This is a genomic window from Collinsella aerofaciens, from assembly GCF_015670795.1.
GTDB classification, from domain to species: Bacteria; Actinomycetota; Coriobacteriia; order Coriobacteriales; family Coriobacteriaceae; genus Collinsella; species Collinsella aerofaciens_Q.
The window spans coordinates 2,604-24,138 of sequence record NZ_JADPCJ010000033.1 but is presented as its reverse complement, the minus strand read 5'-3'; the positions used below and the strand labels follow the sequence as shown (position 1 = coordinate 24,138).

Below are 21,535 nucleotides of genomic sequence, written 5' to 3'. Positions count from 1 at the left end.
GCCTGACCCCATATCGTTGGGGCCAGGCCCGATTTTGCCTCTTGACAATGTCCTGCTCATATTAAAAGGAACGTCCCCAGGTGCCGGCTTCTGAGTTACGGTGGAATAGGGACTGTTTGGTGCCCGAAAGGGCGATTTTAGTCCGTATTTCACCGCAACTTATGAGGGGATGGTTAAAGGGTGCTGAGAGTGGGGGTCCAGGCGATGGTGGGAGTCGCGCCGTCGAGAACCTCGTTGATGGTGGCGGCCATGCCAGCGAGTAGGCTGTTCTCGCTTACGGTGAGCGTCTTGTAGCCGCCGGCACGCATGAGCTCGCGGATCACCACGGCGCCGGCCAGAATCACGCCCGCGCGCTTGGGCTGCACGCCCGGCAGTGCAGCGATACCCTCCACATCCAGCGCGGACATGCGCTCAATGGCGGCCGAGATCTGCTCCATCGAAAGCTCGCGCAGGTGCACAAAGCTCGAGTCGTACGGCTCCAGCTCGTGGACCAGCGCCACGAGCGTGGTGACGGTACCGCCCACCGCAACGAGGCGCTCAGCACGCTCAAAGTCACTGGGCAGGCCTTCAAAATAGGCGGAGAACTGCTCGCCCGCCCACGCGGCGGCAGCCGCAAGCTCGTTCGTCGACGGCGGCAGCGCAGAGAAAAACCGCTCGGTCACGCGCCGGCAACCGATGTCCAGCGAGCGCGTTCCCTCCAGCGCGAAGACCCCGCGCTCCGGAGCGTATACGCCCGTCGCGAGCTCCGTGGAGCCACCACCCGAATCGGCAACAATGATGCGCTCGCCGGCAAAGTCGTGTGCCACGCCAAAAAACGTCAGGCGTGCCTCAACCTCGCCCGGAATCACCTGCGGTTCGAGCCCCAGCCCGCGCAGGCCGTCCAGCAGCAGCGCGGCGTTGGACGCATCGCGCGCGGCACTCGTGCAGGTGGTGCAGACGCACGCGGCCCCAAAGGCACGGGCTTCGTCCACAAACATGCGGCACGCAGCGAGCACACGCTCGACAGCCGCCTCGCAAAAGCGGCCCGTCGCGTCGACGCCCTCGCCCAGATCGGTAATCTCGGTATGCTTGGACGATTCCACGATCGCCCCGCCCTCGACCTGCGCCAGCACCAGTCGCGACGACACCGTTCCCAGGTCGATCGCGGACACCTTATATCGTTTGCAATCTGCCATTGCGGGCTCCCCTCCGGGCGCTACTCGCCTACTCGCCGCTGGACGCGACCGTCTGGCCCTCGACGCCGTTAAATCCAAACAGCATATCGAGCGTCTTGATGTACCACGCTGCGTCCTTGCCGACCTCTTCGATCTCTTTGGCCACTTCGCTGGCATTCTTGGCGTTTGAGGACTTTTTGCTCGACGACGAATCCGAATCATCGTCCAGGCCCAGCACTTCAATCCTCTTCTCGCCGGGCATCGCCATGCCCAGGCCCCGTGCCGAATCCTTAATGCCCTCTTCCGAGAACCACTTATCAGTGTCTTTTTTCATCTCATCATTGTATTGCTGACGAATCTCGACCTGCTTGGCCAAGATGTCGCTCGAGCGCTTAGCCACGTACAGGTCGCGTACGGGAAAATACAGGCTCACGAGCGCCAGCGCCACGACAATGCCGATAAACAGCGGGCGCAGAGAGCCATGCGTAAAGTCATAGATCGCCTTGACCGCCGCATTGTCATTGGCGTAGCGCATAAAGTCCGAGCCCGAAAGACGGCTCGAGGGCCTGCTCGACCTGTCGTGCATCTGGGCCGAGGGACGCGACGCATGCGACGAACGTGCCGGGCGCACCGGTCCATCTGCCGAAGTATTCACATGAGCATTGGGGCGCGAGGTACTTGTCGGGCACTGCGTGGAGCGGTCGGCGCCGGCGTAGGCGGACCCACCGAGCTGCACCGTGCGCGCACGGCGAGGCGACGGCTCACGCGAACCGGCGGAATAGTACCTGTTGTCGTAAATCTGATCCATGTGCGCCTTGTGCGGTTGAGGTTTGTTTGCGCTAAGTATTCTAGTTATAGCACGAGCGCCCGCACCGCCTTCGCCAGCCTTTGCTCGACATAAAAAAGGCGCTGAGTCATATGGCCCAGCGCCCAATGGCGGCCATCAGAAGTGGAGCGGAGCCGAGTCAACCCCGCCCCCGCGTGCGCCACTTGTTTAGCGAATGTTGTAAAACGCGGCCTTGCCGGCGTAGCGCGCGCTGCCCTCGAGCTCGTCCTCGATGCGGATGAGCTGGTTGTACTTGGCGATACGGTCGCTGCGGCACGGGGCGCCCGACTTGATCTGGCCGGCGTTGACGCCCACGACCAGGTCGGCGATCGTGGAGTCCTCGGTCTCGCCAGAACGGTGGCTCACGATGCAAGCGTAGCCGGCCTCCTTGGCGGTCTCGATGGCCTCGAGTGACTCGGTGAGCGTGCCGATCTGGTTGACCTTGACCAGGACCGCGTTGGCGGCACCCAGCTCGATGCCCTTCTTGAGGCGCTCGGTGTTGGTGACGAACAGGTCGTCGCCCACCAGCTGCACCTTGTTGCCAATGCGACGGGTGAGCTCGACCCAGCCGTCCCAGTCCTCCTCGGCCATGCCGTCCTCGATGGAGATGATGGGATAGGTGTCGACGAGCTTCTCCCAGTAATCGACCATCTGAGCGCTCGCATACTCAACGCCCTCGCCCTTGAGCTCGTACATGCCGGTCTCGGCGTTGTAGAACTCGGTCGAGGCCGGGTCCATGGCGTACATGAAGTCGACGCCGGGCTTAAAGCCAGCCTTCTCGACGGCCTTGGTGATGTACTCGAACGGCTCGGCATTGGTCTTAAGGTTGGGGGCAAAGCCGCCCTCGTCGCCCACGCCGCCGCCCAGGCCGGCCTCGTGCAGCACGCCCTTGAGGGTGTGGTAGACCTCGGCGCACCAACGTAGGCCCTCGGCAAAGCTCGGGGCGCCCACCGGCATGATCATGAACTCCTGGAAGTCAACGTTATTGTCGGCATGCACGCCGCCGTTGAGGATGTTCATCATGGGCGTGGGCAGCAGATGGGCGTTGACGCCGCCCAGGTACTGGTACAGCGACAGGCCCGCCGACTCGGCAGCGGCGCGGGCGACGGCCAGCGACACGCCCAGGATGGCGTTGGCACCGAGCTTGGTCTTGTTGGGGGTACCGTCCGCGGCAATCAGCGCGGCATCGACGGCGCGCTGGTCGAAGGCGTCGAGACCCACGACGGCGTTAGCGCACTCGTTGTTGACGTGCTCGACGGCCTGCGAAACGCCCTTGCCCAGGTAGCGACCCTTGTCGCCGTCGCGCAACTCGCAGGCCTCAAAGGCGCCGGTCGAAGCACCCGAAGGCACCATTGCGCGGCCAAAGCTGCCGTCCTCGAGCACGACCTCGACCTCGACGGTGGGATTGCCGCGGCTGTCGAGCACCTCGCGACCATAGACGTCCAAAATATCGCTCATGTTGTCTCCCTCTCACTTGGAAACGTAGTGGATGCAAGCGACCGGCTGACCGTGCACCGTCGGTGCGCCTCCGTAAGTTAGCCATGTCGCACTTTTTGCATTATGCCCTAAGTTAGCCGAGGGATACACTTGATTTTCGAAAAATTTAGCGGGAACGATAAGGCATGTCAGCCCGTCGTTCCCGCAGTCTTACTCCTCCGCCTTTGCGGCATCCCACAGGTCGTTGAGGCCGTGAGTCGAAAGCTCGGCAAGATCCACGTGAGCATCGGCCGCCATCTGCTCCATCGCGGCCCAGCGACGGCGGAACTTTGCCGTGCTGGCGCGCAGAGCGCTCTCGGCGTCGATTCCCTCCTTGCGCGCAACGTTGACCAGGGCAAAGAGCAGGTCGCCGAACTCCATCTCGCGCTCGGGCGAGCCGGGAGCCTCGGCCTCAAACTCGGCGCGCTCCTCGGCGACCTCGTCCCACACGTCCTGAACCGTCTCCCACTCAAAACCCACGGCAGCCGCCTTGCGCGACACCTTCTGGGCTTGCATCAGCGCCGGCAGATGCGTGGGCACACCGTCGAGCAGGCCCTCGGGCGCAGCCTCGCCCGCCGCCATGGCCTTGTCCTTGGCGGCCTTCTCGGCAAGCTTGACCTCGTCCCAAATCTTGAGCACCTCGTCGGAGCTGTCGGCATCCACATCGCCAAACACATGCGGATGACGGCGAATGAGCTTGGCGTCGATATCGCGCGCCACGTCGGCCAGCGTAAACTCGCCGGCGTCCGCCGCGATCTGCGCATGCAGCACGACCTGCATGAGCACGTCGCCCAGCTCCTCGCGCAGGTGTGCCGCATCATCGGCCTCGATGCAGTCGAGCGCCTCGTAGGCTTCCTCGATCATGTTCTTGCCAATGCTGCGGTGCGTCTGCTCACGGTCCCACGGGCAGCCGTCGGGCTGACGCAGGCGCCAGATGGTCTGCACCAGATGCTGCAGCTCAGCCGACGCGTCGACCAGCGTGGACAAATCGCGCGAACCCTCGGCATTTTGCTGGGCCATGTGCTGCGCCATGGTTATTCCTCCTCCAGGATCACATGGCGGAACGCGCCGCCCTCGTAGATGCCGTAGCTGTGCGTACCGTCCTTGGGAATGCTCACGCTGCCGGGGTTGAAGAGCCACAGGCCCGGGTGCGCGGCGCTTTCCTCGTTGACCTTGATGTGCGTGTGACCGTAGACGAGCGCGGAGCCCTCGGGCAGCGCGGGCGCGTGGTCGACGCTGTTGTGCATGCCGGCGCCAAAGACGTGGCCGTGCGTCAGGAACAGCTCGCGGCCGGTCTCGTCGAACAGCGTGGCGTAGTCGGCCATGACGGGAAAGTCGAGCACCATCTGGTCGACCTCGGCGTCGCAGTTGCCGCGCACCGCGATGATGCGGTCGGCTAGGGCGTTGAGCAGCGGAATCACGCGCTTGGGGGCGTAATCGCGCGGCAGGTCGTTGCGCGGGCCGTGGTAGAGCAGGTCGCCCAGCAGCACGATGCGGTCGGGCTGCTCGGACTCGATGGCGGTGACCAGGCGCTCGGTCCAGTATGCCGAGCCGTGGATGTCGGAGGCGATGAGGTATTTCATGGGAAGATCCTTTCGAATGGGGTTGATATGGCTGGGCGCAGGATGTCGCCACCAGCCGCGTTATTCAAATCGCGATGCCGCGGTTTGTGCCGTCTGCATCACACGCTGGAGCGGCACGTTATGCTCGCGAGCGAGACGGGCGCAGTCCTCGTACTCGGGCGCTGCACGCTCGCTGCCATCGGGCAGGGTTGCCACCTTGACGGGCACCTCGCCCCATGGCGTCGTTACGCGCTCAAAGCGGCGTGGCAGGCAAACGCGCTCCATGACCTGGCGACGAATGCCGTTGGTCGTGGTTTCCAAAAACATAATCGTCTGCAGGCGCTCGATATCCTCGTGGACACAGATTACCTGTAGCTGCCAGCTGGGGCGGCCTTTCTTGCAATAGAGGGGCAGCCAATGCACCTCGCGAGCACCCGCCTCGCGCAGGCGGTCGGCGGCATAGGCGAGCACCTCGGGCGACGCGTCGTCGATATCGCATTCCAGCTTGACGATAGTCTCGGGCGCATCGGTCTCGCGGGACAGCGGAGATGTACTTCCACGTTGCATACGGTCCGGATCCTTTCCGCACGGGCTCGTTTTGTTCACCCAAACGCTAGCACATCGCAGGCGGCGCAGGGGCGGCGTCATGGGATAGGTGCGACTTTTGCTGGGCGCAAGTGCCGGCGCGCTCCAACGCCGGCCCGCTCCACTCAAACGTGTACGTCAGCCTCCAAACATGTCATTATTTGCAGCTTTTGGAGGCTGATGTACATGTTTTGAGAGCGCAGGCGAGGCCGCACCGCGCGTCGCGCAGCCTTTCCAATCGATTTCGGCCCCCGGCGTGTCCGGCGTGTTGAGAGCTGCGCCATTACAATGAAGCGGATTCGCTTGACGCAAAGGAGCCGCCATGTCTGCTTGCCCGCTGGTCGATTGCCACACCCACACCTCGTTCTCGGACGGACATGCCTCGTTTGAGGACAACGTTCGCGCCGCCGCTGCGGCCGGCTGCCAGGTCATGGTCTCGACCGACCACCTCACCCTGCCCGCCAGCATGGATGCCAACTGCGAAGTGCAGGTTACTGAGGGCGACCTGCCGGCACATCATCTGGCTTTTGAGGATGCCCGCAAGCTTGCCGCGCAGATCGCGCCGGAGCTCGAGCTTATCTATGGCTTTGAATGCGATTGGTACGAGGGCTGCGAGCCTTTGGTCGAGCGCTGGTCCCAGGGCGCCGTCGTGCGCCTGGGCAGTGTGCATTGGATTGGTAACCCAGGCGATATTGCGGCAGGTGCTGCGGGCACGGCGGGGACGGAGGACGTCGCTCGTCCCGATACGCCCGATTCGCGCTGCGGCTGGATCGACGATGACGCCAATCTGCATGTTTGGGAAAACTTAGGCGTGCGCGGCGTGTGGGAGCGCTATGTCGATGACTGGTGCCGCGCCTGCGAGAGCCCGCTCAACTTTGATGTGATGGCTCACCCCGACCTGGTCATGCGCTTTTCGAAAGAAGGCTTTGCGCCCGACTTTGACCCCGCACCGTTTTGGCAGCAGATGGCAGAGTACGCGCACGATACGGGCCGCCGCGTTGAGGTCTCGACCGCCGCACCGCGCAAGGGGCTCGACGACTACTACCCCGCAACCGGTCTTTTGCGCTGCTTTGCCCATGCCGAGGTGCCGATCACTTTTGGCTCGGACGCGCACCGCGCCTGTGATATCTGCTGGATCATCCGCGAGGCCCAGGCGCACGCCTACGACTGCGGTTATCGAACCTTCGACATCCCCCACGCCACCGGCGAATGGGAATCCACGCCCCTCGCCTAGCCATCCCTTCATAAGTTGCGGTGAAATAGGGATTGTTTTGCTTGATGAAGCGCTTAAACAGTCCCTATTTCACCGCAACTTCCATGACCCCGTCACACCAACAAAGACTGTCCCAAACGACTAGTGGCGGCGGGCGTTGAGTTCGCCGGCAAGCTCGTCGAGGGTGATACCGTAGCGCTCAAGGGTTACGAGCAGATGGTAGACCAGGTCGCCGGCCTCGTAGCGGATGTGATCGTGATCGTTATCCTTGCAGGCCATGATCACTTCGCTCGACTCCTCGGCAAGCTTCTTGAGCAGCTCGTCCTCGACGTCGGTCAGCAGACGCGCGGTATAGCTCTCCTGCGGCGATGCATCACGACGACCGTGAATCACCTCGGCGAGCCCCGTCAGCGTCTCACCGATTTTTCCATCCTGAACGTTTGCGGTGCGCACACCCATGGTTCAATCCTTTCTGGTGGCCGAGCGTCTAATCGAGCGCCCGCCCTACGCGAGTTTCTTGAAGAAGCAGGTACGGTTGCCGGTATGGCAGGCCGGGCCCGGCGAGTCGACCTTGACCAGCAGCGTATCGCTATCGCAGTCGGCCCAGAGCTCCTTGACCGCTTGCATATTGCCGCTCGTCGCGCCCTTGTTCCAGAGCTCCTGGCGACTGCGGCTCCAAAACCACGTGGTGCCGGTCTTGAGCGTCAACCCCACCGACTCCTCGTTCATCCAGGCAACCATAAGCACCTCGCCGGTGTCATACTGCTGAACAACACAAGGAATCAATCCTTTGGCGTCGTATTTAAGATCCGCTGGAGTAGTAATTTCTCTCATTTCAATTCCCCAATTTAAACATCGCCGGTCGGCGAGGGTTGTCCAGGTGCCGCAGGTTGCCGCGAAAGAGGAGCGACGCGTACTTTGTACGCGAGCGACGGTTTGAGCGGCAAGATGCGGTGCCTGGGCAAGCCGCAGCATTAGAAGTCCAACCTCACAGGAATACCTTGAGAGGCCATATACTCTTTGACTTCGCGAATGCTGAACGTCCCAAAGTGAAAGACACTTGCTGCCAGCACGGCGTCGGCCTCGCCCTCGATCACGCCCTCGGCAAAATGCTCGAGCGTACCCACGCCGCCGCTCGCAATAACGGGAATCGGCACCGCGCGCGCCACGGCACGGGTGAGCGCCAGGTCAAAGCCGGACTTGGTGCCGTCGCGATCCATGCTGGTCAGCAGGATCTCGCCGGCGCCGCGACGAGCCGCTTCATCGGCCCACGCCACCGCGTCGATACCCGTGGCGTTGCGGCCTCCTGCGGTAAAGACTTCCCACTTGTCGGCACCAGATGCGCCGGGCAAACCGACGCGCTTGGCATCGATCGCCACGACCACGGCCTGGCTGCCAAACGCCGTGGCAGCCTGGCTAATCAACGACGGGTCGCGCACGGCCGCCGAGTTGAGCGACACCTTGTCGGCACCGGCGGCAACCATGGTGCGCATGCCCGCAAGGTCGCGGAAACCGCCGCCCACGGTATAGGGAATAGCGAGCTCCTCGGCTGCATGCGCCGCCATCTCGATAGTCGTCGCACGGTTGTCGCTCGTGGCGGTAATGTCCAGGAAGACAACCTCGTCCGCACCCTCGCGGTCGTAGGCGCGCGCCAGCTCCACCGGATCGCCCGCATCGCGCAAGCTCACAAAGTTGACGCCCTTGACCACACGGCCGTCCTTGACGTCCAGGCAGGGAATCACGCGTTTGGTAAGCATGGGTTACTCCTCCCCTCGGGCGGCGGCCAGCGCCTGGGCCAGCGTAAAGTTGCCCTCGTAGAGCGCACGACCGGTAATGGCACCTTCAATCGCGCCCTCACCCACCGCGGCCAGTGCGCGGATGTCGTCGAGCGCCGAGATGCCGCCCGAAGCCACGACGGGAAAACCCGCGACCTCGGCCACATGGCGATACGCCGCCACATCGATGCCCGTCTGCATGCCATCGCGCGCAATGTCGGTATACACCAGATGCTTAAAACCCAGCTCGGAAAGCTGCGCCACGGCATCGTCGAGCGCCACACCCGCGCCGTCACGCCAGCCATTCACCTTGACCTGACCGTCGCGCGCGGCGATGTCTGCCACCAGCAACTCGCCAAAGCCTTGGGCTGCCACTTCGGCAAAACCCGGCTCGGTCACCAGCACGGTGCCCAGCGCAATACGGTGAGCACCATAGCCGGCCAGCTCGTCGATGCGCGCGAGCGAGCGGACGCCGCCGCCCACGTCCACGGACAGACCGTCGACGCCGCAGATGGCCTTAATCGCCGCCGAGTTAGCAGCGCGCGCGTCCTCGTCCTCGCCAAAGGCGGCGGACAAGTCGACGACGTGCACCCAGCTCGCGCCCTGCTCGGCAAAGGAGCGGGCCACGGCCACGGGGTCGTCGGAATATACCTTGCAGCGGCTCCGGTCGCCGCGCTCCAGGCGCACAACCTTGCCGCCGATCAAATCGATTGCGGGAAACAGAATCATCGGCCAACCTCCTCGACGATGTTGACGAAGTTCTTAAGGATGCGCTGACCCAGCGCGGAGGATTTCTCGGGATGGAACTGGCAGCCCCACACGTTGCCGTGGCGCACGATGCACGGGAAGCTCCGCGTATAGTGCGTGCGCGCCAGCACATCGGCGGCATCGGCATCGTCGGCCACCGCGTAGCTGTGGGTGAAGTACATGTTGGCACCCTCGGCAAAACCAGTAAGCAACGGATCGGCCGCACCGGCGGGCGTCATGTGCACCTGGTCCCAGCCCACGTGCGGCACCTTCAGGCGACTCGATTTCAAGCGCGTGCACGAGCCACGCATAATACCCAGGCCATCGACCCAGGGACCGCCAGCCTGCTCGGAGACGTCGCCGTCCGTGGCAACACCCTCGTCCGCCGGCACACCCTCGTCGCCGCGCTCAAAAAACAGCTGAAGGCCCAGGCAGATACCGAGCAGTGGAGTTCCGGCGGCGACGGCATCGAGCACCGCGTCCGCCTCGCCGCTCTGGCGCATAAAGGCGATTGCGTCACAGAACGCGCCCACGCCCGGGATGACCAGGCCGTCGGCATTGCGGATCTGCTCCGGATCGTCCGATGTGCAGGCGGCGGCACCGGCGCGCGCAAGCCCGCGCACAACACTCGATAAGTTGCCCTTGTGGTAGTCGACCACCACGATCTTCGGTTCGCCCACGCGACCCCTCCACTTCTCATCATCCAAAACCACCACAAAGGTGCCTGTCCCCTTTGTGGTGGTTTTACCCTTGTAACGGTTACAGCGATCCCTTGGTGCTGGGGATGCCCTGCACGCGGGGATCGAGCTCGCAGGCGTGGCGCATCGTGCGGCCCACGGCCTTAAAGGCAGCCTCGATAATGTGATGCGAGTTGCTGCCCGCCAGCTCGCGCACGTGCAGCGTGAGCTTGGCGTCACGCGCAAAGGCGTAGAAGAACTCGACGGCCAGCTCGGTATCGAAGCTGCCCACGCGCTCGGTCGGCACGGGCAGCTCGCAGTAGGCCTGCCCGCGGCCCGAAATATCAACAGCAGCCATCACAAGCGTCTCGTCCATGGCGATCGCCGCGTCGGCAAAGCGCGTAATGCCCGCCTTGTCGCCCAGCGCCTGGCAAAACGCCTCGCCCAGCACGATACCCGTATCCTCGACGGTGTGGTGCGCATCGACCTCCACGTCGCCCACCGCGTGCACCGTCAGATCGAACAGGCCATGGCGGCCAAAGGCGTTGAGCATGTGGTCGAAAAACGGCACGCCGGTCGAGATATCGCACGCGCCGCTTCCGTCTAGGTCGAGCTTTACGACAATGTCGGTCTCGCCCGTCTTGCGGGTCACCTCGGCATAACGGCCCATCTACATCTCCTCCTTCGCCAGCGTGGCAAACGCGGCCAGCACCTCGTCGTTTTCCTGCGGGGTACCCACGGTAATGCGCAGGCAGTCCGCGAGCCCCGGCGCGTAGCTAAAGTCGCGCACCAAAATCGAGTACTCGTCGCGCAGGCGCTCGCGCACGCGCGTGGAATGCGGCGTACGCACGAGCACAAAATTCGCCGCGCTCGGCCACGCCTCCACGGGCAGACCCTCGGCAGCCATCGCGCGTAGGGCGCACAGTTCGCGTTCGCGCTCGGATGCAACCTGTGCCACCACGGGCGCGTACGCATCGCGGGCACGCACGCAGGCAAGCGCGGCGGCCTGGCTCAGCACGTTAACCGAGTAGATCTGGCGAATCGCCGCAAACACATCGATGACCTCGGGCGCCGCGATCACGTAGCCCAGACGCGTGCCGGCGGCGCCAAACGCCTTGGACAGCGTATGCAGAATCACCAGGTTGGGATGCTCGGCGATAAGCCCCCGCGCCGTGGTAGCCGCGCCAAACGAATCGTCCGCAAACTCAACGTAGGCCTCGTCGACCATGACCATGCCGGGGCACGCATCGCACAGGGCCGCGACAAAGTCGAGCGGCGCCACGTCACCCGTGGGATTGTTGGGCGAGGTCACGATCGCCAGATCGCACTCGGGAGCCGCCGCAAGCACCGCTGCCTGGTCGAGCTCAAGGGTCGCCGGGTCGCGCCACACGTCGCGCACCTCGGTCTGACAGAGCGATGCAAAGAACGCATACTCGCTAAAGCACGGCGGGCAGTTGAGCAGGGTCCGTCCCGCGCCGCCAAACGCCAGCAGGTAGTTATAGAGCAGCTCGTCGCCGCCGTTGCCCACGCAGATGTTCTCGCGCGTCACGCCATGCCAAGCGGCCAGCTCGTCGCGCAGGTCGTTAGACATGGGATCGGGATAGCGGTTGAGCGGCGTAGCGGCGAGCGCCGCATCGATCGCCTCGCGCACACCGGCCGGCACGGGATAGGTGTTCTCGTTGGCCGAAAGGTTGATGCGCGTGGGCGTAAAGTTGGGATCATAGGGCTCGATGCCGGCCAGGTAGGGCTGGACGAGTTCCTTCATGCGCGGCGTGAGTTCGGCCATGTTAGGCCTCCTCGCCGGTCGCGCCAGCGCCATCCGAGCCTGCAGCCGCCAGGTCCACGCCCTCGGCGACCGTCGCGGTCGTATCACCCGGCCAGGCGACCTTGGTCAGGTCGGCCGCAGCCAGCGACGCAGCGCTCACGGCATCCTCGCCCTGCTCCAGCACGCGGCGACGCAAAGCGGCGGAAAGCGCGTGCGCCCACAGGCCCTCGGCCTCGGCCAGGCGCTGCGTAGCGGGAGCGTCGGAGAGCAGACCCTCGGGCGTATAGCAAATGACGCTCGAGCGCTTAACGAACTCTTCGACCGAAAGCGGGTTGGAGAACATGGCCGTACCGCCGGTCGGCAGCGTGTGGTTGGGGCCGGCAACATAATCGCCGAGCGGCTCGGAGCTCCAAGCGCCCACAAAGATGGCGCCGGCGTTGCGAATGCCGCCGAGCAGGCCCATCGCGTCCTTGCAGTGCAGCTCAAGGTGCTCGGGCGCCACGGTGTTCACGGCCTCGACGGCGGCAGCCATGTCGGCGGCCACCACGATGGTGCCCTCATTGTCGAGCGAAGCACGCGTGATTTCGGCGCGTGGCGACTGCGCTACCAGAATGTCGATACCAGCCTCGACCTCGCGCGCAAACTGCTCGTCGCAGGTCACCAGATAGCAGGCTGCAAGCGGATCGTGCTCGGCCTGGGCCATTAGGTCGGCCGCGACCACCATGGGCTTGGCCGTGGCATCGGCCAGTACGCAGACCTCGGAGGGGCCAGCGACCATGTCGATTCCCACGTCGCCCGAGACAATCTGCTTGGCCGCGGCAACAAAGGCGTTGCCCGGGCCGGTGATCTTGTCGACGCGCGGAATGGTCTCGGTACCGTACGCCAGCGCGGCTACAGCCTGAGCGCCGCCCACCATATAAATCTCGTCCACGCCACCGAGCTTTGCCGCGGCAAGCGTGTACGGGCTGATCAGACCATCCTTTTGAGGCGGGGTCACCATAACCACGCGCTTGACGCCGGCGACCTTGGCGGGAATGGCGTTCATGAGCACCGTGGAGGGATACTGCGCGCGACCGCCCGGCACGTAGATGCCGGCCGCCGCGAGCGGGGTCACCTTAACGCCGAGCATCGTGCCGTCCGCACGCGTGGTAAACCAGCTCTGCTCGACCTCGCGCTGGTGGAACTCGCGAATCTGGCGCGCGGCCTTCTCGAGCGCGGCGACAAAGGCCGGGTCGAGGCCTTCGAGCGCGGCATCGATCTGCTCTTGCGGCAGACGGAAGCTCTGCAGCTCGACACCGTCAAAACGCTGGCAGTAATCGCGCACCGCGGCATCGCCGTTGACGCGCACATTGGCCACGATATCGCGGGCGGCGTCGACGATGTTTTGCGGCAGCACGCCCTTGCGGTTGAGCTGCTTGGTAACGAGGCGCTCACCGGGAGCAAGCTTGATGGTCTTCATATCGGTATCCCCTATCGGTCGAGGTTGTGTTCGAAAAACGAGAGACCGGGCGGCGGCGCCAATCGGCCCGCAGCCCGTACGTTGGGGCGCCCGTGCGCGCTCGCGCTATTGTGCCGAGCCCGCGACGGGCTCAAAATGCTTGTCCTTAACGGCCGCGGCCAGGCGATCTGCCAGATTGCGTACGCGCGGATCAAGGCGCGCAGCACCCGGATTGACAAAGAAGCGGGCCGTGCAGTCCATGATGCGACCGGTGATGACCAAGTCGTTGTCGCGCAGCGTGGCACCCGTGGCGGTAATATCCACGATGCGATCGGCCATGCCGACAATGGGGCCCAGCTCGATGTTACCGTGCAGCGAAACGATGTCGGCGTTCACGCCGCGCTCGGCATACCATGCACCCGCGATGCGCGGATACTTGGTGGCCACGCGAAGCGACCCGCGGCGAGTATAGTTGCGCTCGGCCTGACCGGCGCGCCATGCGGGCTCCGCCTCGATAAAGGTGCACAGGCCATAGCCCAGGTCGACCAGCTGCAGCAGGTTGAGGTCTGCCTCGATGAGCGAGTCCCAACCGCAGATGCCGCAATCGGCACCACCGCAGCCCACAAAGGCAGGCGCATCGCTGGGACGCACGATGACAAACTCGATATCGCCGACCGCGCCCTCGCCGGCACGCGTGTCGCGGCCGCGCACGATCAGGTGACGGCCGGGGTCACGCAGCTCGGAGACGTCCAGGCCCGCGATCTCAAGCACGTCGAGCGTGTCGGCCTTAAGCGAGCCCTTGGGCACGGCAATGCGCAGCGGGCCCTCGGCGCCGCGGCCCACGGCGTGGTCGCCATCGGAAGCGGCATCCTCGGCCGAGGTGCGCGCGGCCTCCAGGCGCTCGAGCGAAAAGGCGAAGCCCGCCGCCGGCACCTCGATACCGTCGCCAAATGCGCCGGTAAAGATGGAGTCGTAGCGACCGCCCGAGCCCACCGGATCGGGCAGGCCGCCGGCATAGGCCTTAAAGACCAGGCCCGTGTAGTAATCGAAAGAGTTCATGATGGAGAAGTCGAACGACAGCACCTGGGCGTCCTCGGGTGCCAGGCCCTCAACCAGGGCACGCAGCTCGCGCGTCAGCGGCGCGACGATACCGGCAGCCTCCAGCAGCGCGTCCACGCGGTCGAGCACCTCGGCACCGCCGTGCAGACGCGGCAGCTCGCTAATGGCGGCCTTGACGGCATCGGACTCGGTGCTTGCCGCCACGCGGGCATCGAGGCCCACAAAGTCGTTGGCGTGCACGCAGCGCAGGGCCTCGGCGGCCAGCTCGCGATCCTCGCACGCCGCGAGCAGTTCCTTAAACGGACGCACGCTACCTGCGATAATGCGCGCATCGGGCAGTGCCAGCTTACGCACGGCCTCGGCCACGAGCGAGACGATCTCGACATCGCCCGCGGTATCGCCCGCACCGATAAGCTCAAAGCCCAGCTGTGTAAACTGACGCGAGCCACCGGCATTGCGCTGGCACTCGCGAACCACCGGCGCCTCGTAGCGAAGGCGCAGCGGCAGATCGGCCGCGCGCATGCGGGTCGAAACCAGGCGCACGATCGGCAACGTGTTGTCGGGACGAACCACCAGCAGGCGACCGTCGTCATCAAAGAGCTTAAACGGCGTGTCCGCGATGCGGCCGCCTTCCTCGAGCGAACCCTTGTCCTCGAGCAGCGGCGTCTCGACCGGAAGGTAATGATGCTCCCTGAAGCAGCCCTTCACCGTACATGCGATCTCCTCGCGCGCCTGAGCCTCCTCGGGCAATATGTCCCGGAATCCCCACGGTGTGGCCGTCATCTGGTGAGCCTCCTCATGCTGTGCTTCGTATAGAACAGAAGACCGGCATAGCTCCGCCGGTCTTCTGGGTACTTTAGCATACTAGAGTGTTTGCGGGGAAAATCGTCCTCCTCGGCTCACAGCGTATTCATTTGGAAACATAGGGCGAGCGGTTAGCAGCAGTCTCTTGTCACAACGCAAAAAGGGCGCCCGCGCAATTGCGGACGCCCTTGTGCAGGATCGAGATATCAACCAGCCAAAATATCGGACCCGTGACCAGCTCTTAGTAGTCGAACTGGTGGTAGTAGCGGCGGTACTTGAGGTTGTGCTTGGTGACCAGCTCGTAGTTGCGCGCGAGGCGGTCGGTGGTCAGCACGGACAGGATCCACGGCGACACGATGACGCGGAAGTCGTCGTCCAGGCCCGGGATCGCGTACTCGGCGGTGTCGATGATGACGTAGTCCTCGTCGCCGGTCACGCCGCTGGTGAGGAAGGCGCGGACGCGCTCGTCGAGGGCGCGGCACTCGTCCTCTCCCATGAACAGGAACACCGGGACGCCGGGCTCGAGCAGCTCGAGCGTGCCGTGGAAGAAGTCGTGCGAGGTGATGTGGCGGATGCGCTTCCACTGCATCTCCTCGAGCAGGCACATGGAGTACAGGATGGTCTCGCCCCACAGCGCGCCCGAGCCGATGAACATGGTGTAGTCGGCCAGCGCGTACTTCCTGGCGAGCTCCTCGGCGCGCGGCTCGAAGCGCTTGCGGATGTCGAGCATGTCCTTCCAGACGTCCTTCGTCTGCTCGATGAACAGGTCGAACTTGGGGAAGCAGCCGCGGCGGTTGAGCAGGCGCAGGCCGAAGCAGTCGGCGAGGTAGTAGCCCTTCTCGCAGCCGCCGGCGCCGTGGTCGGAGGCCATCATGACGCAGTTCTCGGCGCCCACGGCCTGCCCGATCTTGCCCTCGGGGTTGGTCATGGCGAAGACGCGCACGCCCATCTCCCTCATCTTGCCGACGGCCTCGAGCACCTCGGGGGTGGTGCCGGACTCGGAGGCGGTCAGCACGACGGATTTGTCGGTCATGCGCTTGTGGCCCATGACGTTCCACTCGGCGGCGTGGATCAGGTAGACCTCGAGGTCGCGGTCGCCGAACTTGTTCATGAGGTACTCGAGCTGCATGAACTCGTCCCAGGTGCCGCCGACGCCCATCAGGAAGACGGCGTCGTAGCCCTCCTCGTGCACGCGGTCGGCCAGGGCGGTCATCTTCTTGCCGGCCTCGTAGACGTTCCTGCCGTCCTCGAGATAGCCCTCCTGGTCGAAGTGCATGATCTCGATCTTCTCGGTCTCCTTCATGTGTGTCCTCCCATCACATGTGCGCAATTCTATACATCGCGCTTCTTGCTGATACCAATTATAGCCATACGATTGCTTGTTATTTAATACCAATCCAAACTCACGGAGATTTGCGGCGAACGGTCGGTTTCCTCGCCCGAGTGGTATTACAACGCCAATAGTTGTCTATTTCGAGCGCTACTGCCAACGGGTTCCCCACAACTCGCCAGCTATAAAAGCGTTGCGCCAGACCCGCCCAAGCGTTTCCGGCGCAACCGCGCAGTTTAGTTATTCGGCTTCCATCTCCGCTGTCACACGGCGATACATCTCGATAACCTGAGTCGTCGCCTTGGACGGATCCTGATAGTAGCGGCCATCACACGTCTCGGCCGAGACATAGCCCGTATAGCCGTGGCGCATGAGTGCCTCGAGGTCGGCACGCATATCACGCTCGCCGTCGCCCCAGGCAAGATGCGTCGTGCCGCCGCCCACATCTACAAAGTGGGTGTGAACGATCTTGTCGCCCAAAACCTCAAAGTAGCCGTCGATCGTGTCGCCGGCAACTTCCATGGCGCCAAAGTCGATACAGGCCTTCAGGTTGGGACGATCGACCGCCTCGAGGATGCGCGCGACATCCTGTGCGGTGTTGACCAACACGGACTCCGACGGCTGCAGGGCCTCGAGCGCGACGCGAATACCGCGCGTATCGGCGTAGTCGCACACCGAGCGCAGCATGGCAACGCTGCGGGCCCAGGCGTCCTCAGCCGGCTCGTCCAGATAGGCCCAACCACTCGTCACCAGAATCTGCGGCACGCCCAACTCAACGGCAACGTCGATCACATTCTTAAAGTACGAGAGGATGCGTTTTTGGCCCGCCTCACCGCGCACCGCGACGTTCCACGGCTTGGGGTTGTTCTGCTCGGGGCACACGCACACGATCTTGATACCGTATTGGGCGACAAGATCGCGAATCTTATCCACCGAATCGTGCTCATGGCAATCCACATACAGGTGCATCGAGCCGGTCCACAGCTCGATATTGCGATAGCCGGCCTCACCTGCAGCCTTAAAAAACGTCTCGATGCTGTAGTAACGATGGTTGATGTTCATGAGCGAAAGCTCGGGTACGACCATAGCCCTCCCCTTTCGTACGGAGTTTTAAAAAACAGGGGGCCGCCGCAGATGCGACAAGCCCCCCAAAGATCGACGCAACCGTTAGACGCGATGGAAGCGCGATTCGAACATATTAGGCAAGCACGCCAAAGTAAGCGCCGATGATGCCCACGACCATGGTGCAGAGGATCAGGACCATCGGGTTGATCTTCTTGGAGAGCAGCCAGTAGTAGAGCCAGAAGGCGGCCATACCGAGCATACCGGGCATGATGCCGTCCAGGATGTCCTGGAGAGTCTGGGCGGAGTCGCCCTGACCGATGGCGATGGGCAACGAAGCCCAGAACATGTCCTTGCTCATGGCGCCGACGACCATAACGCCGACAATGCCGACGCAGGCCATGATCTTTTGCATCAGGCCGGTCTTCTGAGCCTCGTCGAGGAAGCCAATGCCTAGCTCATAACCCTTGATAGCGCCAAAGATACGAATCAGGAACGCCGGGATGTTGTAGACGAGCAGGAAGGCGATGGGGCCAAAGACGTTGCCGGCCTGGCACAGGCTGATGCCCACGGCAGCGGCGACGACGCGCAGGGTGGACAGGAAGAAGGAGTCACCCAGGCCGGAAAGCGGACCCATGAGGGCGGCCTTGATGTCGTTGACGCTCTCGGGCTCAACCTCGCCACGAGCGACCTTTTCTTCCATGGCCATCGCGATGCCACCCACGAAGGGAGCGAGCTGCGGGGTGATGTTGAAGAATGCGCTGTGACGGTGCAAGGCCTCGGCGTAATCATCGGGACGGCCGGCATAGATCTTCTTGAGCATGTTGGCGACCATCAGGCAGAAGGCAATGTTCATCTGCTTGTAGTAGGTCCAGGAGAATTCCATGCCCAGGGCGCCGGTGTTCACGGCGCTCTTAATGAGGTCGGAGCGAGTAATCTGGTTCTCGGAATTAGAAGTCATCGTCCTCATCCCCTTCCACAGAAAGCTGGGACTGGGCGCCACCAAGGCCCAGCAGGTCGTACTTGTCGATGCCGATGATGATTGCGATCAGGGCGACGCCGAGGACGGGCACGTTGGCATAGGAGCACAGCAGGAAGCCCAGGAAGTAGAACGGCACGAGCTGCTTGGTAAGCACCAGACGGCCGAGCATGGCGAAGCCCATGGCAGGCAGGATGTTGGCTGCGACGCCAAAGCCATCGAGGACGAACGTCGGGATGAAGTCGAGCAGGCCCTGAACGGCGTCGGCACCCAGATAGAAGGAGACCGAGCACAGGATAAAGGCCAGGACGACAATCACGAGACCGATAATCCAGTGCATAGCGTAGATACCCTTGAGGTTACCCTTGCTGGCAAAGACGTCGGCACGGTCGACCAGAAGGGGCATACCGGCGTTGACGACGTTCTTAATGGCCAGGCACAGAGTGGCGATGGGCGTCGCGAGCGCGATAGCGGCCTCGGTGCTCTGGCCCAGCTGAATAGCGAAGGCGCAGGCGAGCACACCGCCAATACACTCATCGGGCGGCACGTAAGCGCCGATGGAGATAGAACCCATGAAGAGCAGCTCGAGGCTCGCACCGATGGCGAGGCCGGACTGCAGGTCCCCGAGGACTATGCCGACGAGCGGGCACAGAACGATCGGGCGGAACGCATAGAGCGTACCGAGCTGATAATCGAGCTTACCGAAGGCAGCGATAAGTCCGATGAGGATCGCTTGAACAAGCATTGTTCCTCCCTTTGATCCCTCTTGGATCCGCGCGGCGATTCCCGACTTGTCAGCGCGCCCTTTTCCATGCCGACAATCGCCCAGACAGATCCAGCTTGTACCGGTGTGCTGTTAACACCTAAACCGGTGCAAATGATTTGATACCAATTATATAGTCATGCGAAAACTATTTAATACCAATCGCTCAACGGGCGTGTACTCCCGGTGAACGGTAGATGGGGGTAACGGGTAAAGCGTTTATCCGGTACGCCCACGAATAGGGGCGGCGCCGTGCGCGCCGCCCGTGGTTCCCAATTAGAGGGCGCTTAGGGCATCGACCTTGGGGTCGTCGGCCAGAGCGCGAATCTCGACCTCGACACCGCGGCCGACGAGCTCGCGAATGTCCTCTTCCTCGGCAGCAGTCACAAAGATCTGGCGGGAGATCTTACGGGCATCGGGACGCTGCTCGTCCTTGGACTTGGTGTTGCCCAGGTTGATGGAGGTGATCTGCGGGCAACCGTCGACAAGCTGCTTGGCCTCGGCGATGCTGGCGACGCAGATGATCATCTTGTACTTATCGGTAACACCGGAGTTGATGGCCTCGATGGCGTGCTCCATGTCCTTGATGACGAGCTTGACGTTGGCCGGCTTTCCCATCTTGAGCGTAGTCTTCCAGACGGGATCGTTGGCAACCTTGTCGCCAACGCAGAAGATGCAGTCGGAGCCCAAGCCCTGGACCCAAGAGACGGCCACCTGGCCATGAAGCAGACGATGGTCGACGCGAAGCAGTTGAATCATGATTGACCCCCAAAGGTCTCATGCCGGAAACCCGGCCCCATTAATAGCAGGCGGTGACTAGAACTCTTCCTCGTCATCCGCATCGGTCAGCAGGTCGTTGACAAACTTGACGCGCGTGTCGTCAGCCGCGAGGATCTCGCGGATAACCTGATCGGCGGGAGCCTCCTGGTCCGAAAAGAGCAGCTGGATCAGCAGCGGCAGATTCATGTTGGCAACCAGGTAGGTGTTGGGGCGCGTCTGGACGATCTTGGTGAACTCGTTGTTGACGCTGCCGCCAAACAGGTCGGTGCACACGATTACGTCGTCGGCGGGGTCGAAGGTCGCCAGGAGCTTGGCGGCCTCCTCGGCGACGTCGGTGCGGCCGTCGACAAACATCGACAGGTCGTGGACGTTATCGCGCGCGCCCGAGAGCAGCTCGGTGCTCTCCTTGATGCCGGTCGCAAAATGCGCGTGGCTGGCGAAGATGTATTGCCTCATTGCGGTTTCCCCTAAATGAAATTAGTAGTCGAACTGGTGGTAGTAGCGGCGGTACTTGAGGTTGTGCTTGGTGACCAGCTCGTAGTTGCGCGCGAGGCGGTCGGTGGTCAGCACGGACAGGATCCACGGCGACACGATGACGCGGAAGTCGTCGTCCAGGCCCGGGATCGCGTACTCGGCGGTGTCGATGATGACGTAGTCCTCGTCGCCGGTCACGCCGCTGGTGAGGAAGGCGCGGACGCGCTCGTCGAGGGCGCGGCACTCGTCCTCTCCCATGAACAGGAACACCGGGACGCCGGGCTCGAGCAGCTCGAGCGTGCCGTGGAAGAAGTCGTGCGAGGTGATGTGGCGGATGCGCTTCCACTGCATCTCCTCGAGCAGGCACATGGAGTACAGGATGGTCTCGCCCCACAGCGCGCCCGAGCCGATGAACATGGTGTAGTCGGCCAGCGCGTACTTCCTGGCGAGCTCCTCGGCGCGCGGCTCGAAGCGCTTGCGGATGTCGAGCATGTCCTTCCAGACGTCCTTCGTCTGCTCGATGAACAGGTCGAACTTGGGGAAGCAGCCGCGGCGGTTGAGCAGGCGCAGGCCGAAGCAGTCGGCGAGGTAGTAGCCCTTCTCGCAGCCGCCGGCGCCGTGGTCGGAGGCCATCATGACGCAGTTCTCGGCGCCCACGGCCTGCCCGATCTTGCCCTCGGGGTTGGTCATGGCGAAGACGCGCACGCCCATCTCCCTCATCTTGCCGACGGCCTCGAGCACCTCGGGGGTGGTGCCGGACTCGGAGGCGGTCAGCACGACGGATTTGTCGGTCATGCGCTTGTGGCCCATGACGTTCCACTCGGCGGCGTGGATCAGGTAGACCTCGAGGTCGCGGTCGCCGAACTTGTTCATGAGGTACTCGAGCTGCATGAACTCGTCCCAGGTGCCGCCGACGCCCATCAGGAAGACGGCGTCGTAGCCCTCCTCGTGCACGCGGTCGGCCAGGGCGGTCATCTTCTTGCCGGCCTCGTAGACGTTCCTGCCGTCCTCGAGATAGCCCTCCTGGTCGAAGTGCATGATCTCGATCTTCTCGGTCTCCTTCATT

The 21,535-nt window shown here is 63.3% G+C and carries 23 protein-coding genes; 1 reads left to right on the top strand and 22 read right to left on the bottom strand.

All coding sequences use genetic code 11. The features are described from left to right. Nucleotides 1-173 precede the first annotated feature (173 nt). The 6 genes from I4W09_RS09215 to larC2 all read right to left on the bottom strand — a co-directional run bounded on the left by I4W09_RS09215 (nt 174) and on the right by larC2 (nt 5,585). Nucleotides 174-1,175 carry a Ppx/GppA phosphatase family protein gene (locus I4W09_RS09215; protein WP_196033837.1) on the bottom strand — a complete coding sequence of 334 codons (1,002 nt, stop codon included), beginning with the start codon at nt 1,173-1,175 and terminating at the stop codon, nt 174-176. Between the two features lie 28 nt (nt 1,176-1,203). Beyond that, nucleotides 1,204-1,962 carry a hypothetical protein gene (locus I4W09_RS10475; RefSeq protein ID WP_230318757.1) on the bottom strand — a complete coding sequence of 253 codons (759 nt, stop codon included), beginning with the start codon at nt 1,960-1,962 and terminating at the stop codon, nt 1,204-1,206. Nucleotides 1,963-2,148: 186 nt separating this feature from the next. Then, the gene (gene eno, locus I4W09_RS09205) at nt 2,149-3,438 is read right to left on the bottom strand and encodes a phosphopyruvate hydratase (protein ID WP_196033835.1); all 1,290 of its coding nucleotides are present in this window, start codon (nt 3,436-3,438) and stop codon (nt 2,149-2,151) included. A gap of 189 nt (nt 3,439-3,627) precedes the next feature. Then, nucleotides 3,628-4,488, bottom strand: coding sequence for a nucleoside triphosphate pyrophosphohydrolase (mazG, locus tag I4W09_RS09200; protein ID WP_196033833.1), 861 nt, complete (start codon nt 4,486-4,488; stop codon nt 3,628-3,630). Between the two features lie 2 nt (nt 4,489-4,490). Next, a complete protein-coding gene (gene yfcE, locus I4W09_RS09195; RefSeq protein WP_196033831.1) occupies nt 4,491-5,039 on the bottom strand; it encodes a phosphodiesterase in 549 nt (182 codons plus the stop codon). 60 nt (nt 5,040-5,099) lie between these two features. Continuing rightward, nucleotides 5,100-5,585: a nickel pincer cofactor biosynthesis protein LarC2 gene (gene larC2, locus I4W09_RS09190; RefSeq protein WP_230318756.1), complete on the bottom strand. Its 486-nt coding sequence runs from the start codon at nt 5,583-5,585 to the stop codon at nt 5,100-5,102. Nucleotides 5,586-5,925: 340 nt separating this feature from the next. Between larC2 and I4W09_RS09185 the strand changes: the two genes are divergently transcribed. After that, entirely contained in the window at nt 5,926-6,837 is a 912-nt protein-coding gene (locus I4W09_RS09185; RefSeq protein ID WP_196033827.1) for a PHP domain-containing protein, read from the top strand. A gap of 120 nt (nt 6,838-6,957) precedes the next feature. On the opposite strand, the gene hisE is transcribed toward I4W09_RS09185, so the two are convergent. From hisE to I4W09_RS09105, 16 genes are all read right to left on the bottom strand, one after another. Then, entirely contained in the window at nt 6,958-7,275 is a 318-nt protein-coding gene (hisE, locus tag I4W09_RS09180) for a phosphoribosyl-ATP diphosphatase (protein WP_196033824.1), read from the bottom strand. A gap of 45 nt (nt 7,276-7,320) precedes the next feature. After that, nucleotides 7,321-7,650, bottom strand: coding sequence for a phosphoribosyl-AMP cyclohydrolase (gene hisI / locus I4W09_RS09175; RefSeq protein WP_195544821.1), 330 nt, complete (start codon nt 7,648-7,650; stop codon nt 7,321-7,323). A gap of 140 nt (nt 7,651-7,790) precedes the next feature. Continuing rightward, a complete protein-coding gene (gene hisF, locus I4W09_RS09170; protein ID WP_196033821.1) occupies nt 7,791-8,573 on the bottom strand; it encodes an imidazole glycerol phosphate synthase subunit HisF in 783 nt (260 codons plus the stop codon). Between the two features lie 3 nt (nt 8,574-8,576). Then, nucleotides 8,577-9,320 carry a 1-(5-phosphoribosyl)-5-[(5-phosphoribosylamino)methylideneamino]imidazole-4-carboxamide isomerase gene (locus tag I4W09_RS09165; protein WP_196033818.1) on the bottom strand — a complete coding sequence of 248 codons (744 nt, stop codon included), beginning with the start codon at nt 9,318-9,320 and terminating at the stop codon, nt 8,577-8,579. Beyond that, complete coding sequence (locus I4W09_RS09160) at nt 9,317-10,018, bottom strand: imidazole glycerol phosphate synthase subunit HisH (RefSeq protein ID WP_196033815.1); 702 nt, start codon at nt 10,016-10,018, stop codon at nt 9,317-9,319. Before I4W09_RS09160 ends, I4W09_RS09165 begins: the two co-directional genes overlap by 4 nt. A 79-nt stretch (nt 10,019-10,097) precedes the next feature. Further along, entirely contained in the window at nt 10,098-10,685 is a 588-nt protein-coding gene (hisB, locus tag I4W09_RS09155; protein WP_196033812.1) for an imidazoleglycerol-phosphate dehydratase HisB, read from the bottom strand. Next, nucleotides 10,686-11,801 (bottom strand): histidinol-phosphate transaminase, encoded by a 1,116-nt coding sequence (gene hisC / locus I4W09_RS09150; RefSeq protein ID WP_196033809.1) that lies wholly within the window; start codon nt 11,799-11,801, stop codon nt 10,686-10,688. A gap of 1 nt (nt 11,802) precedes the next feature. Continuing rightward, nucleotides 11,803-13,239: a histidinol dehydrogenase gene (gene hisD, locus I4W09_RS09145; RefSeq protein ID WP_196033806.1), complete on the bottom strand. Its 1,437-nt coding sequence runs from the start codon at nt 13,237-13,239 to the stop codon at nt 11,803-11,805. 105 nt (nt 13,240-13,344) lie between these two features. Further along, nucleotides 13,345-15,060, bottom strand: a complete 1,716-nt coding sequence (gene hisG / locus I4W09_RS09140) for an ATP phosphoribosyltransferase (protein ID WP_196033802.1) — start codon at nt 15,058-15,060, stop codon at nt 13,345-13,347. A 262-nt stretch (nt 15,061-15,322) separates the two neighbouring features. Next, nucleotides 15,323-16,384: an SIS domain-containing protein gene (locus tag I4W09_RS09135; RefSeq protein WP_006235878.1), complete on the bottom strand. Its 1,062-nt coding sequence runs from the start codon at nt 16,382-16,384 to the stop codon at nt 15,323-15,325. 267 nt (nt 16,385-16,651) lie between these two features. Continuing rightward, a complete protein-coding gene (locus tag I4W09_RS09130; RefSeq protein WP_196033800.1) occupies nt 16,652-17,497 on the bottom strand; it encodes a sugar phosphate isomerase/epimerase family protein in 846 nt (281 codons plus the stop codon). Nucleotides 17,498-17,609: 112 nt separating this feature from the next. Next, entirely contained in the window at nt 17,610-18,443 is an 834-nt protein-coding gene (locus I4W09_RS09125; RefSeq protein ID WP_006235883.1) for a PTS system mannose/fructose/sorbose family transporter subunit IID, read from the bottom strand. Next, nucleotides 18,424-19,197, bottom strand: coding sequence for a PTS mannose/fructose/sorbose/N-acetylgalactosamine transporter subunit IIC (locus I4W09_RS09120; protein ID WP_196033798.1), 774 nt, complete (start codon nt 19,195-19,197; stop codon nt 18,424-18,426). The genes I4W09_RS09125 and I4W09_RS09120 overlap by 20 nt, the downstream gene beginning before the upstream one ends. Nucleotides 19,198-19,491: 294 nt before the next feature. Next, nucleotides 19,492-19,974: a PTS sugar transporter subunit IIB gene (locus I4W09_RS09115; RefSeq protein ID WP_055252644.1), complete on the bottom strand. Its 483-nt coding sequence runs from the start codon at nt 19,972-19,974 to the stop codon at nt 19,492-19,494. Between the two features lie 57 nt (nt 19,975-20,031). Beyond that, nucleotides 20,032-20,451 carry a PTS sugar transporter subunit IIA gene (locus I4W09_RS09110; protein ID WP_006235880.1) on the bottom strand — a complete coding sequence of 140 codons (420 nt, stop codon included), beginning with the start codon at nt 20,449-20,451 and terminating at the stop codon, nt 20,032-20,034. Between the two features lie 21 nt (nt 20,452-20,472). Next, a partial coding sequence (locus I4W09_RS09105) for an SIS domain-containing protein (protein ID WP_006235878.1) occupies nt 20,473-21,535 on the bottom strand: 1,063 nt, incomplete at its 5' end.